The sequence below is a fragment of the Aquimarina megaterium XH134 genome, assembly GCF_000520975.1.
GTDB classification, from domain to species: domain Bacteria; phylum Bacteroidota; class Bacteroidia; order Flavobacteriales; family Flavobacteriaceae; genus Aquimarina; species Aquimarina megaterium.
This window is the reverse complement of sequence record NZ_JACB01000026.1, coordinates 64,754-83,988: the sequence shown is the minus strand read 5'-3', so window position 1 is coordinate 83,988 and position 19,235 is coordinate 64,754. Positions and strand designations below refer to the sequence as shown.

Below are 19,235 nucleotides of genomic sequence, written 5' to 3'. Positions count from 1 at the left end.
GATAATCAATACGGGTTTCGACAAGCTCAACCTGACAAATCAAAATATAATAACTTTTTAGACCTCTTAACATCAAATAGTTATTTATTTTTTGCCTTTTACTCCGTTATTTTTAAGAATATAGAAACTATACCCAAATTGAAGTTGTGAGAAGTTATTATTTATATTATCTAATTCATGGATAAGTTTATATCTCAGAAATAATTTTCCTGTGGTAGATATATCGACCAGTAAGTCTATATTAAAACTATTAAGCCATCTGTTTTTTGAAACTACTTCACTATTTTCTATAGATCGGATTGCAATATCTTCACTAAAGGTTTCGAACCAGGAAAGACGATCTGTAAATGAAAAGCTTACTCTTTTCTCGGGTAAAAGTTGTATCGAAGCCTCAAAAGGGATCTCGAGGTTGTTATAAAACACTCCTTCTTCATCTGCTGCATCTAACTTTACACCTGTTCTACCATACAAAGCACCTGCATTAAAAAACATATTGATTTTAGAGTTTTGATTCTCAAATGTCATTAAATTCAGAATACCCCCAACTGCAAAATTTCTATACTGTAGTAACGAAATCGGGGTATAAAACGTTTCGCTACCAACTGTCTGAGGTAACAAGAATTTATTATTTTCTTCAATCTTAGAATATTGAAAGAATACATCTGCATTCTGAAACACTCCTGCTCCTTCAAACAACAAAAAAGGCGGAATAATACCATAATACCAAGGCCTGTCATACCTACGTGTATTCAGGTTAAATCGTTTTTTGACTTCTAACTGTACCAATCCATTAGGGCTTTCCTCATCAAACAACCCAATGAGATCGGTATAGGCAACCGCTTCAAATAACTTAGAAGATTCTTCCCGGTAAAGTTTCGATTCTTTTTTACTTTTATCTAGAACAATAGTTTGAGGTACGGGACTAATATCATTGGCATTAACATCTACTTTTTTGATATAACGAATCACATCATCTACCTGGATAAATAGGCTCTTTTTCTCTGTTTTTTCATATTGATACTGATCTTCATGAAGTAGTTTTATAGCATTAGTATCTGAAGTGTCTCTATATATTTTTTCATTAGAATACAAAACATAATCCGACAGCTGTTGAATATTTTTGGTAGAACTGATCCCAATGGAGTATTTGTTATTGAATGAGTAATTCTCTTCTCCCAAACTGCCATTTACTTGTATCTTTTCTATAAACCCGCCAAAGAATGAAATCTCGACCTCTATATTTTTTAAAGGATCATCAAGGGGAATTTTTCGTATACTCTTTACATCGGTATTATAATATACAGGAATCTCTTCATTTTTTAATTTGATCGTAGCTACTTGGGGCCGTTCTTCTTCGGTATTGTAAAACGTAACAATCCGTGCAAAAAGTTGTGTAATTCGATTACGAACCAAATCGGTATTCGTTACATCTTTGGGAACCAAGGGAACATCGTTATTATCCTTGGTAGAAGTAATGATTGTTTTAATCGCTTGCTTTACCCTTACTTCAAAGTTTGGATAAGTTAATGGTTTTAGTTTAAACGTTTGTGTATCTGCACAATCACAATCCAACTCTATGGTATGAAAACCATCTGCATCGATACTGGCTGATAGGATGATATGTATCTTATCACTGTCTGTAAACTGATCAATAAGATCTGTATCGACTGTATATTTTTGAGCAAAAACTGAGATAGAAAAAATCAATAAAAAGCTGGTAAAAAATCTTTTCATTTTTTAAAATTTAGATGATTAATAAATTACTTCTTTTCAAGGTGGGATATAAAAAGAAGGAATACGTTAAGAGAAGAATATTTTGTAATAAAAGGTAAAATTGTTACATAGAATAAAATTTATTTAGGTTTATTTTGATTAAATATACATAAATATTCACAAGTACTAACAAAATTTTGAGATCTTAATCTGGAAGAAAAAAATAACTAGATTTCGATATACGCTATACCAAAACATTGAAGATAAAAGAACGTTTTTTGTATTCGTAACTCTCCTATATGAGTTTCATTTTTTGAAACCAGAGCATCATCGTACAAATATCTCAGTATTGTAAACCAATACCAGGACGAACTAAAAGTTGTAACCTTATTTTAGGATTAGTATAACATATGTAAACTTTTTTTAGGACGATAGGGTACTTACGAAGTACCCTCCCCCCACTGCAGAAGTACTCACCCCCCTGTGCAAACATAGGTGTGTCCTGTATAAAACAGAGGCCACACCTCTGTTAAACACAAGTGCTGCCTCTGTTTGAAGTACCCCCACCCGGCAATCGAAGTACCCCTGGCCAGGGTTGCAGGCAGTGATACCCACTACCATAAGTACCCCCTATGGCATGTATACCCTTAACCTACCCACTACTATAAGTACCCACCCCCACTTATATAAGTGGGGTTTGGCCTATTTTGTATGGTATTGGATTGTATTTTAACAGTTTTTGTTAAAGTGAATATTAATTATTTTTAGAATGGTATATATCTATATATTTTCTCTCATTTTAACAGTTAATCAAACAATGTTTTATTCTTTATCCTGGGTAACATATAATCCATCAATGCCAAAATCATCAATACCGTGGTTAGGATTTGATACTCTTTTCCGATAACATGAGATAAAAATAATATGGCACCAATATATTTCACAATAACCCAAGCTAGTTTTAGGTAATCCAATCGTTTTTTAATAGGTTTCTGGACAAAATGCAACAAGTAAGAGAATACAATACCTATACATCCGATGAGCAATAATATATTCTGAAATGACCAATGCATAATCTTAAACAACACTCCTATTATCATCAACGCTGTTAACCCCATTGCGATACGAGAATATCTGGTTTTAAGAAATGTACCATTAGACAATAACAGAAACATGCCAGGCACTTCTATCAGCCAGAGACCAATACGAAATAAAAAATCACTGTTCTCGATCGTAGTGAATGAGGATAAGAACCACCCAATAAGTGTTATAAGAACTCCCAGAATAATAAGAATAGTAAGGGTTTGGTTGGATATCATAATTTGTTTTTCTTGTTTTTTCTAAATTCATAGTCATCATAGCCTAATTGCCAAAAATACATATCAATCAATTTCATAATTGGATAAAATTGTTTGTCTTTTTTGTAGATAACTGATTGGATATTTTTAAGAGGTTCTTTTTCTTTATAAATAAACTGAAAAAGAGATTCCAAACTCTTTTCATTTATTTCATATGAAGTAACTGAGTTTTCCTTAGCTCCAGATTTAAAGAAACGATCATAAGCTGGTAAACATCCCAAAGTTCCTAATATAACTTTGCTTATAAGTGTACCTGTAGGAGAAATACCATTTTTCTCATAAGCCTTACTTAATTCACTATACAAATCTAAGATATCTTTAGTTTGATTAACCTCTGTTTCTTTGTTCTTTAAGGCTCTCAAAAAATGATACTGTTTGATAACACTAATAGCATCTTGATGAACTAAATAATCATTTTGCAATAACGATCCGGAACCTCTATACATACCCCAACTAGCCAAATAAAAGCCAAGATGTAAACTCAGTAAATTCGTATCTTTAATATCACTAAAAGCCTTAAAACAATGATTCCAAGAATTGAAACGATGATTCTGCCCTTTACTTTTCTTATGATTTTGATAAATCTTTATTTCAATTCGACTAAGTGACATAAGCTTAAATCATAATGTAATAAAAGTTATATTGGCCAGTAAATCTTACGTAAGGGTATTAATGCTCTGGATTCTGAATCTAAAACCTCATAGTATTCTACTATTAACCCTACTAAACGATCTAAATCTACAAGTGTTATTTGAAAATTAGCGCGTTCAGCTTCGTACATCGCTTCCTTAGAAAATCCAGTAGTCGAAACATATAAACCTTTAGTACTATTTCTCAACCCTCCAACAAAACTTCTAATATCAGGAGCGCCTATTTTCTCCTTACTTTTCACTTTATGTTTTACCTCAGCTTTGATTATAGGTTCTACCATTTCTAAACCATCTGGTGATGCAATAATATCACTACCTAAATCCCCCCCTTTTGAAGTCATCCTGGTTTTATATCCCATAGCCCGAAGTACTCCGGCTACCAACTCCTCCGTTTCGCTCCAAGATAGATTTGAGATAATATCTTTTATAAACTCAAAAGATTTTGAAACAGCTTCTTCCTTGAGGTCCTGCAACCCCATTAACTCTTCCTTTTTTTTTGAAAGCTCTTCTAGTTCTCTGAATTTCTCTTCAGAAATATATGCTGGGTGCGCACTTAGCAATTCATCCCAAATATCCATTGATATTTCAAAAATAGTTAAGATAGATCCTAATGTATTTTTAGAAGTTACCGTCAACAAATCTCTATCTACTGGTGTATCATCCCATCTTACTTTTCTATAATGCCTATGCTCAAATTTTTTACTGTACTTGTAGTTAGAGACAATTTCACCAACATAATATTCTCTTGCATTAGAGTCATAGGTAACTACTTTGTCACCAAACTCAAATTCATTCAAAAAACGCCATATTTGACCTGCAGTCTGAGCTATTTTGCCTGAAGTCCAATCTTCATAAGTATTTACTAACAATTCTTTTAACTCATCATACTCTATATTTTTAGGGAATCTCCCCATGTCATCCCAGCCGATGGCAACAATTCCTTCATTGAGAAATTCATCAATTAAATAACCACCACTTCCTGCTCGTACCATCCATATCATAAAATCTTTTTCTTTCATAATATCAATATCTTAAAAATTGGTTATGTCAAATCACTTTTAAAAAGTCCTTAGTTATTGAATGTCTATTTACTAGCAAATCGTCTAAAGGCCTTAATGATTTGAAAAATAAAAATACCCAAAATCAACCTGTGTAAAAAATCAAGGAAATAAAGAAAAGCAATAATATTTTCTCCATAGATCGAGCTAAATTTACGAGCAGGATTAAACATTTGCCAGAACACGTTAAAATTATTCCAGAACACACAAAATGTCACACCAACATCTTCCCAACTCTTGGCAAGAGTGTAATTTATTTCTTTTGAAAACAATGGAAGTTCAATAATATAAAACACTAATGTTAATAAACAAATAATCCATACAGGTTTCCACCAACTTAATCCATAATTATTGGTTTGATTAACTGTCATTATAGCCTTATCTGATAACTTATATTTACCTCCTTCCTTGGCTGAAGCTACTAATTCATTTCTATAAGCTCTCATTTCTTTAGCTTTGAATTCCAAGCTATCGATCTGATTCCCCTGCGATATCAGAGATTGTTTTATTTGTCTATAAACCTCTCTAATTCTTCTAAAACTTTGAGACGAATTTATTGTGGAAGAATTAATTCTAATTTGACTTTCTTCAAACCATATTACATTAGTTGCAACAATATTATTGAAAGAGGTGTTACTTAAGTTTATAAAATTAAAAGAATTAAAATTAAATTCATTAAATTTAGAATTTCCGAAATCTGTATTTGCCGCTATAATAAAACTCTCTTCATCAAAATCTGGATTTGCCCCACTTCGATCAAAAGTAATGTCTGCAAAATTTGAAAAATCATTAAAAGTTAATTGCCCAAATAAAACATTAGCGAATATTAATTTTAAATTTTGATTAATCCCAGAAATATTGGTAGACTTAATTTTCCATCCCATTAAACGAAGAACACCAGAGAAACTTGTCGTGAGAGGTAACCTTAATTCTTGTAATTCATTACCCATTCCATCAAATTCAAAACCTTCTATCAAATTAACATCAGTTAGATATAATTTATTTAGATATGCTTCAATATTCTGTCCAGAATCGTCTCTATTTTCAAGTTTAGCCCTTCTTTTAAAAGTATCGCCATGTGAATAAAAGGCAGGTATTCTACTCGCCTTGATATCAAAGGTGTCCTCGAAATTATTATAATTTAACGTGAGGTTATTCGGAGTTTCAATATTCCAGAATTTTACGTTATCTGTAAAATTAGATTTAATAAGTGAAATATCTCCTGTGAATGAATCAAGTCGTAGACTCTTTATTTTGGTTTCATTCTGTATAGTAAGAGATCTAATATTGCAATTCTTAAAATCTAAAAGATTACTAAGTTCACTATTATCTATTTTAAATGTGCCTCTCAAAGTAGAATCATAAAAACCAACTTTATTCTTAATAATACATCCTCCTTGTATAAAAACTGCTCTCTCTAATTGGCAATCATCAGCAAAAGTTATATGATCTGCTTTACAATTAGCGAAAACAAGTGAAGCATTTGATTGATTATGTGCTGTGTTAAAATTTAATGTTATTGCACCTCTAAAAACTATTCCTTTTTTAAAATTGCAATTATTAAATAAAAAACCAGATCGAATATCTCCGCTAACTCTTACGACGTGTTCAAAAGTGACATTGCGAATAATTCTAAACTCCCAATCTATTGCTTCCTCATTTATATCGACCGCAAAATTGACTCCGTATTCGGAACCATCAAACGCGTCTTCTCCAAGACGTTGAAAAAATTGTTCTCTAGTAAGTATAGTTCCGGCCATAATAATTACTTACATTTTTATCAAATCCTTATCCCATCCCAACTTAATTACCAACTTCAACATCTTTTCAACGTCTTTCTTCAAAAACTTATCTGCTTTAGTACTGTAGCCATCCTGTTTAATCTGCCAATCTTGCATGGCTTTATAGATAATATCTAAATCTTTTGATTTTAGATCTAAGATTAACTTACAGATTGTGTTAAGCAACTCTATTTTGTCGGTTTTACCAGCTACCAATGGATTTTGATATACTTGGACGAGTTCATCGATTGCTTGTACAAAAGATGAATTTTCTGGCGCATTAAGAGCAGTCAATATTTCCTGTTGTTTATCTAATTTTATTTGATATACTAATCCTTTATCTGTTTTGTTTTTGCACAAAAAAGGACTACTATCTAAATCCTCTGACAACTCCCAAGAAAACGTACCATAATTAGATTTTTCGAAGTTATATGGGATGGGTTGTTTTTTAATAGCTTTTAGTAAGAAACTAGTTTTTTGTTTTTCTACCTTACCATGATTAAAACCAAATGCATTTTCCATCTTTTGGGTAATCATAGCTACTTGCATATACTTATTAATATTAGGGATCAAATCCTCTATTTTGGACTCTTCTTTTTCTTCAGTAGTAAAAACTTCTCTTAAAACAGATTGCATTAGTTTTTCTGATTGTTCCTTACCTGTTTTAATTTGCACCTCTAATTGATCACATAAGCCCATTAAAGTATTTACTTTTTGAACTATAACTTTTTGTTCTTCTAAAGGAGGTAGTGGAAAGTTTAATCCAAACAAAATTCCAAGGTTTATATTTTTTTGTGCTGTTGATGGAGCATAACGTTCAAGATCAGATTTAGTGATATCAATAAAGAATTGGACATACTTAGAAATAACATCTTCACTTAAAGAAGTAAAGCCAACAACACTGTCAGGAAAACAAGCATCATAGCTTAAAAAACCTGTTTCCGCAATATTAGCTGCTATCGTTATACACAAAGTCCCTTTATCCCATAAAATACTTTGAGCAAGACCAAAATCATTATAGCTTGATTTATGTGTAGTAATAAACCCTCCTTTATGCTTAGCAGCACTTATATCTCCTGTTTGGACTAATGGATACTTACCATTTACAAAGAGTTTTATATCATTTCTTGGTCTATGCTTTGATTTTCCTCTTCGAAACAATCCCACTTCTTGCATTTTACACCACTCCCAACTCTCAGGTAGTCCATAAGGTATTTCATCCTCAGTTATTGGAGGTAATGGTTTTTCTTTTTTTATTTTCTTTTCAGTAATCAGCTGTTGTTTTTCTGCTTTGATTCGCTCTAATAATTCTAAAGTAGGTTCTATATTGGGATTTTGCTTTCGCCAATCTTTTGTTAGTTTTCCTTGAACGGCTAATTGTAAGATTGTTTCTCGTAACTTTTTAATATTATTCTCTTCTGTAAAGAAGGTTTTAAAGTGCTTTTGTAGATACACCCACTCTTCTTGAGTATTATTTTCTTGCAATCGATGCAATGCAGAAACAACAAAATCTTCTTTCAGCTGGATACGCTTATCTGTCAACTGTTCTAACTGTTCAATTTCTTTAAACAATTGTTCTACAATTTCTACGATTGCTTTTTGTTCTTCGAGTGGTGGAAAAGGAATCAATAACTGACGCAAAAAAGTTAAAGAAACAAAAGGTTGTGCACCTCCACTCGCTTTATTCTGCAAAGAGTAAGCAATATGCTCACTAAATTTTTTCAAGAAACTAGGTACACTTAAAGATTTTTTATAATATTTAAAAAGAGCTACATTTTTGATTGCAAAGTTAGTATCCCCTTTAACCATTACCTGACTTCCTATATTTCCACCAATCATTGAAAAAAGAATATCATCCTCTTCAACTAATGATCGTTGAATTATTTTAATATAGTCTTCTTTAGAAATTCTTTTTGCATTTAAAAAACTTATTGCTCCGTTTTTAAAATCCTTACTAGTTATTAATGGATAAGAATTTGTTCCTGTAACGTTCTTTGGAGAATCGTGGGTTCCATCTCGAATATCAAAAACTTCTTGAAATCTACACCAGATCCAGTCCTCAGGTAATTCATTAGGGATTTCATCCTTAGTGATTTGAGGTAATAGTTTTTCTTTTTTGATTTTCTTTTTGGCAATCAGCCGTTGTTTTTCTTCCTTAATTCGTTCTAACAATTCAGAAGCGGGTTCTACATTTGAATTTATCTCTCTCCATTTTTTGGTTAACTTACCTTGTACAGCCAATTGCAGAATTAGTCCTTTTAATTCTTTAGCATTCTTAGGATAAATGCTTAGTTTGTGAAAGTGTTCTAATAACTGCATATTATTGTAGGGCTTCGGTTAACACTTTTACAATTTCATCTTGTATTGAAGTAATCTTTTTTTCTGTAGCACGATATTTTTGCAACAACTCTTCTGGGCTTGCCAAATCATCTTTTTCCTGATATGGGTTCTTTATATCTAAATTATAGTTTCGCTTTTTAATCTCATCAACAGAAACTTTCCAAGCATATTGGTTTTCTTCTCTATTATTCCACCACTTTTTTTCTACATTAAACTCTTTGATATTGATGGGTTTGGTTTTATTATAACTTTTTACTCCCTCTGGATATGGATGTTCATAATACCAGATATCTTTGGTAGGCGTTCCTTTTTCAAAAAACAAGAGATTGGTTTTAATCCCAGTATATGGATTAAACACTCCATTAGGCAAGCGTACAATAGTATGTAGATTACATTTAGCTAGTAATTCTTCTTTAATCCGTGTTTTTACACCCTCTCCAAATAATGTACCATCAGGTAAAACCACTGCAGCACGTCCACCATCTTTTAACAAACGAATGATCAATGCCAAAAATAAATCTGCAGTCTCTTTGGTTCTAAATTTTTTGGGGAAATTGGTTTCTGTTCCATCTTCTTCTACTCCACCAAACGGTGGATTGGTCAGAATGATGTTCACCTTATCTTTTACTCCCCAATCACTATAAGGCTTGCTTAATAAATTATCTCTGCGCACTGCCGGCACATCAAAACCATGAAGCATTAGATTGGTAGTGCATAATAAATGTGGTAGTGGTTTTTTTTCTACCCCACGAATACCTTTTTGTAATACTTCTCGATCTTTAGGAGTATTAACTTGTTGACGAGTATGATCTATACTGCATGTTAAAAAACCACCTGTCCCGCATGCAGGATCCAATACTGATTCCCCTAGCTGCGGATTAATAATATCTACCATAAACTGGGTAACCGCTCTTGGGGTATAATATTCACCAGATGAACCAGCTGATTGTAGTTCTTTTAGGATCGTTTCATAAATATCATTAAACAAATGTCGTTCTGTAGTACTATTAAAATCTATTGTATTGACTTGATTGATAACCTGACGAAACAATGTTCCGTTTTTCATATAATTATAGGTATCATCAAATACCGAACGAATAATTTTCGCCTGCGGGCTAAAAGTGATATCCAATTCCTTAAGCATAGGAAATAATTGGTTATTAATAAAATCCATCAATTGATCTCCTGTCAATCCTTCTTCATCTGCTGCCCAGTTTTGCCATTTTAGATTTTCAGGTATTGGGCTTTTATAGTTATCTATAGTAATCTCCCATTCCTCTTCTTTATCTGCAAATATCTTCATAAAAAGCATCCATACCATCTGTGAGATACGTTGCGCATCTCCATCTACTCCGGTATCCTTACGCATAATATCTCGTATGCTTTTTATGTTTGTTGTAATGTTACTCATTAATTGTTATTGATTACTCTTTTTAATTCTTTTACTTGGTAATACGCTCCTTTTTCATTTTTTCTATGCAGCATTCTATGACAATTAGCACATACCAATGCTAAATGTTCAAGTTCAGTGATACGCTCTCCTTGATTAATAGGTAACGTATGGTGACATTCTATAAATCCTTTGCCAACTCCCGGGTATACTTTTTCAAAATCAAATCCGCAGCATTTGCATTGTAATTCATCTCGTTCTACTGCTAACCTTTTCTTTTCCTTCACTAAAGAAGAACTTCGCTCTCTCAATATATGCTTCCGTATTACTTCAGTTTCTATACCCTCTATAGCACTTAAAACATTATTGTCGATATTATTTTCTAGAATACTATAATAAATATCTTCTATCTTTTTATCATTCTTAAAATGATTTGTAAAGGTATTCCATATTTTCTTTTGTAACGTTTCTTTTGAGATAATAGGGTTAGATTTTATTTTTTCAATATCAAACGAGTGTGTTCTACTTACACTACCAAACTTTAAATCATTGGGTTTAGGGTTATACCCATCATCTACTCTAGCTATAACCGCAACTCTTCTTCCCCAAGGATATTGTGAATTTTCCTTAGAACAATCAACGTGCTTACTTTCTAAAGGAGTTACCAAATGAGTTAATTGAATACCTTTATACTTATTGATGTTTTGAAAGACCAATATTAATTCTCCTATTTTAGGTTTTAAGGCTTCTTTCTCATCTACATACCTATCTGACCATTGCAGAATAAACTCGTCTTTTGCACCTTTTTCTAAATAGGCTGGTAGTTCTCCTCCATCTCTCTTTACATTACGTACCCATTGTATATCTCTAGCAGTAAACATTAGGCTATATTATAAATTTCATTTTCCAATTCTTTAATCGCTTTTTCGAAATCATCTCTTTTACCAAACGCCTTTACAATTTCTACAGGAGAACCTATCTCATTCAAAGGTTTTACTTTTAGTACAGATCCCTGTTCAATAGATACAATTCCTTCTTCCTCATATTTATCTAATAAGCTACTCAACGCTTCTTTAGCTAATCCTCCATATTTTGCAAAATAGTTACGCTTTCGTACATTATTAGCTCTTTCCTTTCTTGTAAGTGGGGGTTGATCAAATGCTACATGACATATCAAATCAAAGGCATCCATATCGTTTCCTACTTCTTCGCGTAAAGCTTCTATTAAAACTCCTTGTTCCGCCAATTCTTTAAGAAACTCTTCTTTCTTTTCTGTGGCATTCCACTTTTGAGAAAACACATTTAGTGAAGTAAATTCTCGTTCTATATTAGCCTTTGTATAATCTTTTAAAGACTCTGTAATCAATTTACCATCAGAACCATAATATTGTACTCGTTCATGAGCTACAGAAACAGACACCTGGTTTACATAATACTTTTTGGGTGTTGTGAGTATATCATCAATTGTGATATCTGGAGAAACTGGATAATCGGGTTCTAGAGGGGTTTCTCCATCAAGTGGTTTTTCTGGTTCTTGATCAGGAACCATGGGATCATCATCCTGCGGTTCATAAATCTGAACGGGATCTCCATCAAAATCAGGATCGGCAAAATGGTTGGTCGCTTTTCTAAAATCCATAATGGTAAAATACACTTTTCCATCTGCTTCTCTAATACGTGTACCTCTACCAATAATCTGCTTAAATTCTGTCATAGAACCTATGTTAGATTCTAAAACAATTAGTTTTACCATTTTGGTATCAATACCTGTTGTCAACATTTTAGAAGTAGTGGCAATAACTGGAATTCTTTCTTCTACATCTGTAAAGTTATCCAATTCACGCTTTCCTACTTCATCATCACCAGTTATTTTTACTACATAATTTGGATATTTAGATACCAAATCCGCATTTTCGTTTATTAATGCTTGCCGCATTCTATTTGCATGTTCTATATCAATACAAAAAACAATGGTTTTTGCATAGCGATCTGTGGCTTTTAGATATTCAGTAATCTTTTGAGCGATTACTTGTGTACGTCCATCAATTACCAATTTGCGATCATAATCTTTTAGATTATAAATCCTATCCTCTATTTCATTATTATACCTATCCAATAACCCTTTTGTTGGTCGCCAACCTTCATCGACTGTAGTTGTAACCCTTACAACTTTATAGGGCGCAAGAAATCCATCCTCTATACCTTGTTTTAATGAATATGTATAAATGGGTTCTCCAAAATACGCCATATTAGAAACATCTTTAGTCTCCTTTGGCGTAGCGGTCAAACCAACTTGAGTAGCATTAGAAAAATAATCTAGTACTTCTCTCCATGCAGAAGCTTCTGATGCACTACCTCTATGACACTCGTCAATAATTACCAAATCAAAAAAATCTTTACTAAACTCTTTATAGGCATTCTTAGATTCATCGTTGCCTGTCAATCCTTGATATAATGCAAAATAGATCTGATAAGACTTATCAATTTTTCTATTCTTAATAATATGCATGATATCATTCCCAAATGGTGAGAAATCTCCTGTTTTAGTTTGATTTAATAGAGCATTTCTATCGGCAAGAAATAATATTCTTTTTTTAACTCCGGCCTTCCATAAACGCCAAATAATATTAAAAGCGGTATAGGTCTTACCCGTTCCTGTGGCCATCACCAAAATAATACGATTTTGACCTTTGGCAACGGCTTCTATTGTTCTATTTACTGCATTTTGCTGATAATATCGTGGAGACATCCCACCGTCATCAACAAAATAGTCTTGAGATACAATTTCCTTTGCTTCTGGTAATTCAATACCTGTGAAGTCAAGGTATTTTATCCACAATTCTTCTGGACTAGGAAAAGCATCTAATGAAATCTCTCTTTCTAATTGACCCGATTCAATTGTTTTATCGTGAAAAACGAAAGAATCACCATTAGAGGTAAACACAAAAGGGATCTGTAATATTTCAGAATATTCTAACGCCTGCTGCATTCCAGAACCCACAGCTTTCTTATTGTCTTTTGCTTCTATAATAGCAATAGGGATATTAGGTTTGTAATATAGAATGTAATCCGCTCGCTTTGTTTTCCCTCTAGTATGAACACTACCTTGTACAATAATACGGCCATCTGTAAATGAAACTTCTTCACGTACCTGTTTCATCATATTCCAACCAGCTTTTTGTATAGCTGGATTAATATACTTAGTACAGATATCTCTTTCTGAAAGATCTTTCTTATTCAAAGTTGATTTATTAAATCTGGGGTAAGATTATTACTTCACCGAATATAGTGATTATTGTAAAAGTTAAAAACAGATATCTAAATAAAAAAGGGATCATTTTTTCTGTCCGAGGGAAAAATGATCCCTTTTTTATTAATTGATTAAATTTCCGAATTGGAAATTAGCACTGATACCTACTAAATGAATACTAGAATTAAATGTTTTTTGTTCTTTCCATTGTATTTCGAAATTAACTTTTGGCTTTCCATCTTTATCTTTGAAACTAACTGGAATTCCTAATTTCCAGTTGGTCTCATTATATTCCCCTGTATTCAGCTCAATCGCTGGGCTAAGACCAATGGTGTTATTCAAAAAGAAAATAGCAGGTTCTAGTTTTACAGTTCCCGTTATAAATTCATTATATGTAGTAACATATCCATCTGTACTTTCAGTCACAATATTTATATTATTATCTCCAGCTACAATTGTTTGAAAAGGTTTAGAACTTATATTATCTACAATGATATTATTATTGTTCTTAAGACTTACTTGTAAGTTAATAAAAGTTGAGATACCATTCGAGAATTGCCACATAGTTGTTCCCGATGCAGTGGCATTAAACGCATAAAAAGTTTTTTTGGATAATGCAGTTGTTAGATCCGTTGCAACATTATATGTGTTTTCTCCAAAAGGTGTGAAAAGCTCTATTGAATACCAATGATCCCATAAATAGCGATACATTTTTGCATCTTCTAAGTATTTTATTTCTTCTTTTGCCATTTCTACATAAGAAGCATCTGTTTTATCGTCCAACGCATCTTGCACACTTGTAATATCACTATCATAATTTATTGCATTACTTTGAGAAATGTCAAAATCAGAAAGATTATCAGTATTAAATTTAGCTGCAGCAGCGTTGTATTTCTTTTCAAGTTCTTCCCGATTATTTTTAACAGCTTTTTTTCGAAGTTTTTTCTTTTTACCTTTAGTTTTATCATTAAAATTTATAACCCCTCTTCCAATCCATGTCGCCTTAAGTGTACTACCGATGTTGTCTTCTTGAAAATCTCCATTTTTATAAACCGTGGCAAACTTATTGGATGCCTTAATTTTTATTCCAACACTTAATATCCAAGATAATTTTTTGAGCTCATCTTTTCTCCTGGAATCAAAATTAGCCCCAATAGATAGTGAGTTATCATCCGCATCTAATGAAGCATGAAACTTTTGTAGCGACAAATCATTAGAACCTCCAAATGATGTTCCCACTTTATTAGCAAAAAGAATATTAAGCATTTTAGGATTAAATAATTTTTGGACAGAATCAACCTTAACCCCGTTTTTATAGGTATATCTCCACCTATCTTTATTGTACTGTTCAACTGGACTCTTTAGTTGTTGAGAAAAAATAACACTACAATTTGATAAGATAAAAAGCAGAAAAGCAAGTAATTTTAATTTCATGATAATTTTGTTTTGATTCGTTATTTTATTTTCGAAAAATAAACAACTGCATTGTGCAAAACCATACCCAGTGGCGAGTATTTTTTTTAAAAAATTAAGTAGCAAATTAATTTTTATTCATTTGATATAAAACAGGTATTTATACTCGTTTTTGGCAACTATCTTTTCTATTAAACAAAAAAACACTCCCGATAGTTGCGTCCAACTATCGGGAGTGTCTTCCTCTTTATAGGATGTGTAGAGGATGTATTTCAAATTACCCTTCGATTACGCTCAGGGTACAATTTGAATACAACCATCAGTGATTGATTATGCAGCTTCGCCTGCAATGCTATCGGTGTCTGTACCTGTGGTATCCGGATCGGTTTCGTCGATTACCGTATCCTCTGTAGGAGTACCGGTACTCGCAAAACGTTCTCTTAATCGTGTATATAGTGACTCTGCTCCAGCTACCCCACTCTGTGCCGCCATACCAAACATCTTATAGGCCAATAGTGACGTTGTATATGCCTCTGATCCGGCAAGAATACGGGTATCATTTACCTTCTCACTCAATTCGGCCAATTCTAATGCCAATACCTTAAGCTCGTTATAGAGCGCATAATCCTTTTCTACCTCATCCAGGTTAATATACCCCGGTACAATTTCTTCGTTCTGTCGCATACTATTTAAAGTATCTTCTACAAAGAGCTTGTTACTTCTGTTAATTTTAGGCAAGGTTTTACGCTCTTCCTTAGTTAAGCCTGTTAAAAATGGTAATAAAGTATTGATTTCTTCAATCTTACTTTTTACTTCTGTGATCACTTGTGGATCTACGGTAACCGATAATCGGTTGTTTAATACATTACTCATACGTTTTTTGTTTTTTAAAACCCGAATCATACGACACAATCCGGATTAAGTTCTACAATTATTTGAGTACATACTAAGTCAATTACAATACCGATTATTTATATTTTTAACATATTTCATAATAATTATATGTTAATTTTAAATAATAATTGATTAATTATCAATGATTTATTTATCCGCCTCTTAAAAAAGTAACACAAATACGATAGCTGACAGGCTGTCGTTCTGGTATTTAGCTTCTTTTAAACAGTAAAATAACGGTTACTCATCAAAAGATAACGTTTAGTTTTCTATAAGATACATTTACTCAACCAAACGGTACTGACACCCTCATTATAAACATGTTACCCATACTGGCGTTATGACAGGCCTGTTCTGAGTTTATCGAAGAGCTCACCCTTCGAGAGCCTCAGGGTTCGGTAAATATAAAGATACTAATGCCTAAACGAAGTAAGATGCAGTTTTACCTCTTTTAAGGTATCCTGAGTGATCATATACTCCTGTCCCATTAAGTTAATTTTGCACTCTCCATCTATTTCGCAAATAGCCGAAATATGACTGGGATTGATATAATGCATAATTCCCTGTTTGTCTTTGATTTCCATAAATTCCATAATCGATATTGTTTTTATTTATATTCCTGATTTTTGATAAAAATACAATACACTTGGTTTCAGAATAATGATTCCTGTCATTTTTTGATAATAAAATGGTCTGGTTGTTATCCCTTCGGCTAAGCTCAGGGTTCGGGATTCGTTGCTTTATTCGTATTGTGGGCTGAGGCTCTCGAAGCCCAATTTTTATCTCGATCAATCTCACCCTTCGACACCACTTCGACAGGCTCAGTGTGACACCTCAGGGTTCGGAAGAAGTCGTTCTTTCATTCAAATCGAGGACTGAGCGAAGCCGAAGTCCTAGGTTACTCAACAAATACTTCTAAGTCTATCAAAATTCCACTAAATTTGTACATCAACTACAAGTATTACTATTGCAAACTATAGATCATCTTAGCCAATTACATAATCCCTTCTATTTTTGGGGACTACTGCTTATCGCAAATATAGCAATGTTCTTATGTACCATCCTGATTAGCTATCTATGGTCATCTTTTTATCGACATCAAAAGTTACCCATCGAAAAGAAAGATGTTACGCTTTCTATTGTAATTATGATAATTAATGTACTCGTTGCAATTCCCGGATATCTGCTCTTTATCAACTCCAACATTACGTTTACCGATACTAACCTTATATGGGATTTTATACTACTCTTTGTGGTTGTTGATTTTGTAATGTATGTATTTCATTATGCTTCTCACTATGTATGGCCATTTACATTAGCACATGAAAAACATCATGAACACTACAGTTTTAACGAGATTAGCCTCTATGTGATGCATCCTCTTGAAGCTATTCTTTTTGGTTGTATACTAACCCTGCTTCCATTGGTAATCTCTCTTAATTTCTATAGCTTTATTTTCTTTCTATTCTTTAATTGGTTGATCGGAGTTTTATCGCATCTAAATACATCTTCGAACAAACGAGTTTTACTATTTGGTAATAATGTTTTTCATAGAAACCATCACGAATACTCCAAATACAATTTTGGATTTTATACCGTGATCTGGGATAGGATTTTTGGCACCTACTATTATAGTGCAAAGCGTGACTAATTTATCAATTTTTGTATTCCTTCAATAAGAAAAGAAAGCATATGCTTATGCGCTTTTCTCATTTTCAGGATCTATTTCTGTATTTTGAGCAAGTTCTTTTGCCCAAGCAATGGCATCTTCAAGATTATTGAAGCTCTGGAAACTATTTCTCATAAAGAGTTTTTCTATCAAAGAATTAAAAATTCCTCTCGAAGTATAGCTTACTACCGCATACCCTCTTAGATTATAACCATTTCTAAAAAACTTAACCCAATCACTAGGTTTTACAGAATATAAGTTCACGCGGTTGGATATATATACAATATCTTCACCATTATTATCATACAGGTGAGCAAACTCTTCGGTTATGGGTTTGGCATGGTCCTCCCATGTAAATAGCACTCCTTCATTAATCTCTGCAACTACAAAAGTATCAAACAGGTAATAATTACCGCTAGAAAAATTAAATTCGTGTATCGCGTCCTTGTAGAAAGGAGAATCCTTTATATATCCCATATTATGTATACATATTTCCTAAACCCCCATAAAAAGTAATATTAAATAAGCCGTTGTGCTAGTTGTGTATCTGGATATTTTTTAACCAAAACCCTTATTATCTATAATAAAGATGGAAGGCTCGATAGGTGTACAGAACTTATCGAAATACCTGAATTGACAGATTTTTGGTTAATACACAACTGCTATAATATAGTAATTAATCTATAATCTAAAAAGCAACATATCTGTTTCCTCCTTTATTTATAATCATTTTAAGCTTTTTATTTTCTTCTGAAAAATCCAGAAGTAAATGTACAATAGGTGTATAAACATAACTTTATATGGTGCTACCGTAGGTGATCGAGTGTTTAATTTAAAGAATTTCTCGCGGCTCTGTCTCAAAGTAGTTCATTCCATAATCCGGCAATTGATATGCTTCGATAATAGAGCGATTGTGTCGCTCTTTGCATAAACTCTAGGTGTCAGGTAAATTATGATGTATAGTCAATAGTATAAATGTTTTCTTCAAAATACAATGCGTTATTTACTTGTTAATTTATCATTATAAATAGGTGAAATTTCCCCGAAGTATGAATTGGTTTCTTTACATTTTCTTAAAATACAAACCGAATAGTATCAGGTAGATAATTAGTTATTTAGTAGAAGTATTAACCAATAAAAAATATAAAATGAAATTACACTCAAAAATCTTATCAAGTTTATTAGTATTCCTGGTATTATTTACCTCTTGTGAAACGAATACTGAACAACCAGAAATTGTTAAGACTAATCCATATCTGGAATTAGTGGGTACTGTAGAGCATCGTCAGGCAACTAAAGAGGAATTAAGCAAACTTGTTCCTACTCAAGCTAAGGCTAATTGTACACTTCACGGAGATGAAGGATGTAGCGATGATGCTTCATCTGAGTTCGAACGTTATGTAAAAGAATGTACTACGTATCCTCGTATATGGCCACCAACAGGAGCCGTTTCTACACACTACAAAAGTATGATCTATTATGTTGACGGTGACGGAGATATCAATTTGGATCACTATCAAGACGATCTACAGGCACACGTAAATCAATTAACCAGTTCTACCGGAGCTGCTTTTATTAGTGCCGACATTGTATTTTGGACATGTAATGAAAGAGAAAGCAATTCTTGTGTAATAGCTTACACAGTATACAGATAGAGAATTCATAGTATCGATAGTAAAGAAGCAGGCTTCTAAGTGAAGTCTGCTTTTTTATTTGTCC

General features: G+C 32.8%; 15 protein-coding genes. 2 read left to right on the top strand and 13 right to left on the bottom strand.

The annotated features are described in order from the left end of the window. Positions 1 to 84: 84 nt before the first annotated feature. The 12 genes from Z053_RS0114025 to Z053_RS0113970 form a co-directional block, all read right to left on the bottom strand. Positions 85 to 1,734, bottom strand: coding sequence for a hypothetical protein (locus tag Z053_RS0114025; RefSeq protein ID WP_025665642.1), 1,650 nt, complete (start codon positions 1,732 to 1,734; stop codon positions 85 to 87). Between the two features lie 785 nt (positions 1,735 to 2,519). Next, complete coding sequence (locus tag Z053_RS0114020) at positions 2,520 to 3,032, bottom strand: GldL-related protein (RefSeq protein ID WP_025665641.1); 513 nt, start codon at positions 3,030 to 3,032, stop codon at positions 2,520 to 2,522. Beyond that, positions 3,029 to 3,682, bottom strand: coding sequence for a hypothetical protein (locus tag Z053_RS0114015; RefSeq protein ID WP_025665640.1), 654 nt, complete (start codon positions 3,680 to 3,682; stop codon positions 3,029 to 3,031). The genes Z053_RS0114020 and Z053_RS0114015 overlap by 4 nt, the downstream gene beginning before the upstream one ends. A 26-nt stretch (positions 3,683 to 3,708) precedes the next feature. Then, on the bottom strand, positions 3,709 to 4,740 hold the full coding sequence (locus Z053_RS0114010; RefSeq protein WP_051476051.1) for a restriction endonuclease: 1,032 nt from the start codon (positions 4,738 to 4,740) through the stop codon (positions 3,709 to 3,711). Positions 4,741 to 4,805: 65 nt separating this feature from the next. Then, complete coding sequence (locus tag Z053_RS0114005; RefSeq protein ID WP_025665638.1) at positions 4,806 to 6,539, bottom strand: hypothetical protein; 1,734 nt, start codon at positions 6,537 to 6,539, stop codon at positions 4,806 to 4,808. A 9-nt stretch (positions 6,540 to 6,548) separates the two neighbouring features. Further along, entirely contained in the window at positions 6,549 to 8,879 is a 2,331-nt protein-coding gene (locus Z053_RS30145; protein ID WP_025665637.1) for a restriction endonuclease subunit S, read from the bottom strand. Position 8,880: 1 nt separating this feature from the next. After that, the gene (locus Z053_RS0113995; protein ID WP_025665636.1) at positions 8,881 to 10,311 is read right to left on the bottom strand and encodes a class I SAM-dependent DNA methyltransferase; all 1,431 of its coding nucleotides are present in this window, start codon (positions 10,309 to 10,311) and stop codon (positions 8,881 to 8,883) included. After that, on the bottom strand, positions 10,311 to 11,171 hold the full coding sequence (locus Z053_RS30140) for an HNH endonuclease (protein ID WP_025665635.1): 861 nt from the start codon (positions 11,169 to 11,171) through the stop codon (positions 10,311 to 10,313). Before Z053_RS30140 ends, Z053_RS0113995 begins: the two co-directional genes overlap by 1 nt. Further along, positions 11,171 to 13,531, bottom strand: coding sequence for an EcoAI/FtnUII family type I restriction enzme subunit R (gene hsdR / locus Z053_RS0113985; RefSeq protein WP_025665634.1), 2,361 nt, complete (start codon positions 13,529 to 13,531; stop codon positions 11,171 to 11,173). The genes Z053_RS30140 and hsdR overlap by 1 nt, the downstream gene beginning before the upstream one ends. A 132-nt stretch (positions 13,532 to 13,663) precedes the next feature. Continuing rightward, on the bottom strand, positions 13,664 to 14,974 hold the full coding sequence (locus tag Z053_RS0113980) for a hypothetical protein (RefSeq protein ID WP_025665633.1): 1,311 nt from the start codon (positions 14,972 to 14,974) through the stop codon (positions 13,664 to 13,666). A 309-nt stretch (positions 14,975 to 15,283) separates the two neighbouring features. Then, entirely contained in the window at positions 15,284 to 15,826 is a 543-nt protein-coding gene (locus Z053_RS0113975; RefSeq protein WP_025665632.1) for a hypothetical protein, read from the bottom strand. Positions 15,827 to 16,260: 434 nt separating this feature from the next. Then, a complete protein-coding gene (locus tag Z053_RS0113970; protein WP_025665631.1) occupies positions 16,261 to 16,440 on the bottom strand; it encodes a hypothetical protein in 180 nt (59 codons plus the stop codon). Between the two features lie 374 nt (positions 16,441 to 16,814). Between Z053_RS0113970 and Z053_RS0113965 the strand changes: the two genes are divergently transcribed. Next, a complete protein-coding gene (locus Z053_RS0113965; RefSeq protein WP_025665630.1) occupies positions 16,815 to 17,498 on the top strand; it encodes a sterol desaturase family protein in 684 nt (227 codons plus the stop codon). 45 nt (positions 17,499 to 17,543) lie between these two features. Here Z053_RS0113965 and Z053_RS0113960 read toward each other — a convergent pair whose 3' ends face one another. Then, positions 17,544 to 17,993 carry a hypothetical protein gene (locus Z053_RS0113960; protein WP_025665629.1) on the bottom strand — a complete coding sequence of 150 codons (450 nt, stop codon included), beginning with the start codon at positions 17,991 to 17,993 and terminating at the stop codon, positions 17,544 to 17,546. Positions 17,994 to 18,664: 671 nt separating this feature from the next. Between Z053_RS0113960 and Z053_RS0113955 the strand changes: the two genes are divergently transcribed. Further along, the gene (locus tag Z053_RS0113955) at positions 18,665 to 19,171 is read left to right on the top strand and encodes a hypothetical protein (protein WP_025665628.1); all 507 of its coding nucleotides are present in this window, start codon (positions 18,665 to 18,667) and stop codon (positions 19,169 to 19,171) included. Positions 19,172 to 19,235 lie beyond the last annotated feature (64 nt).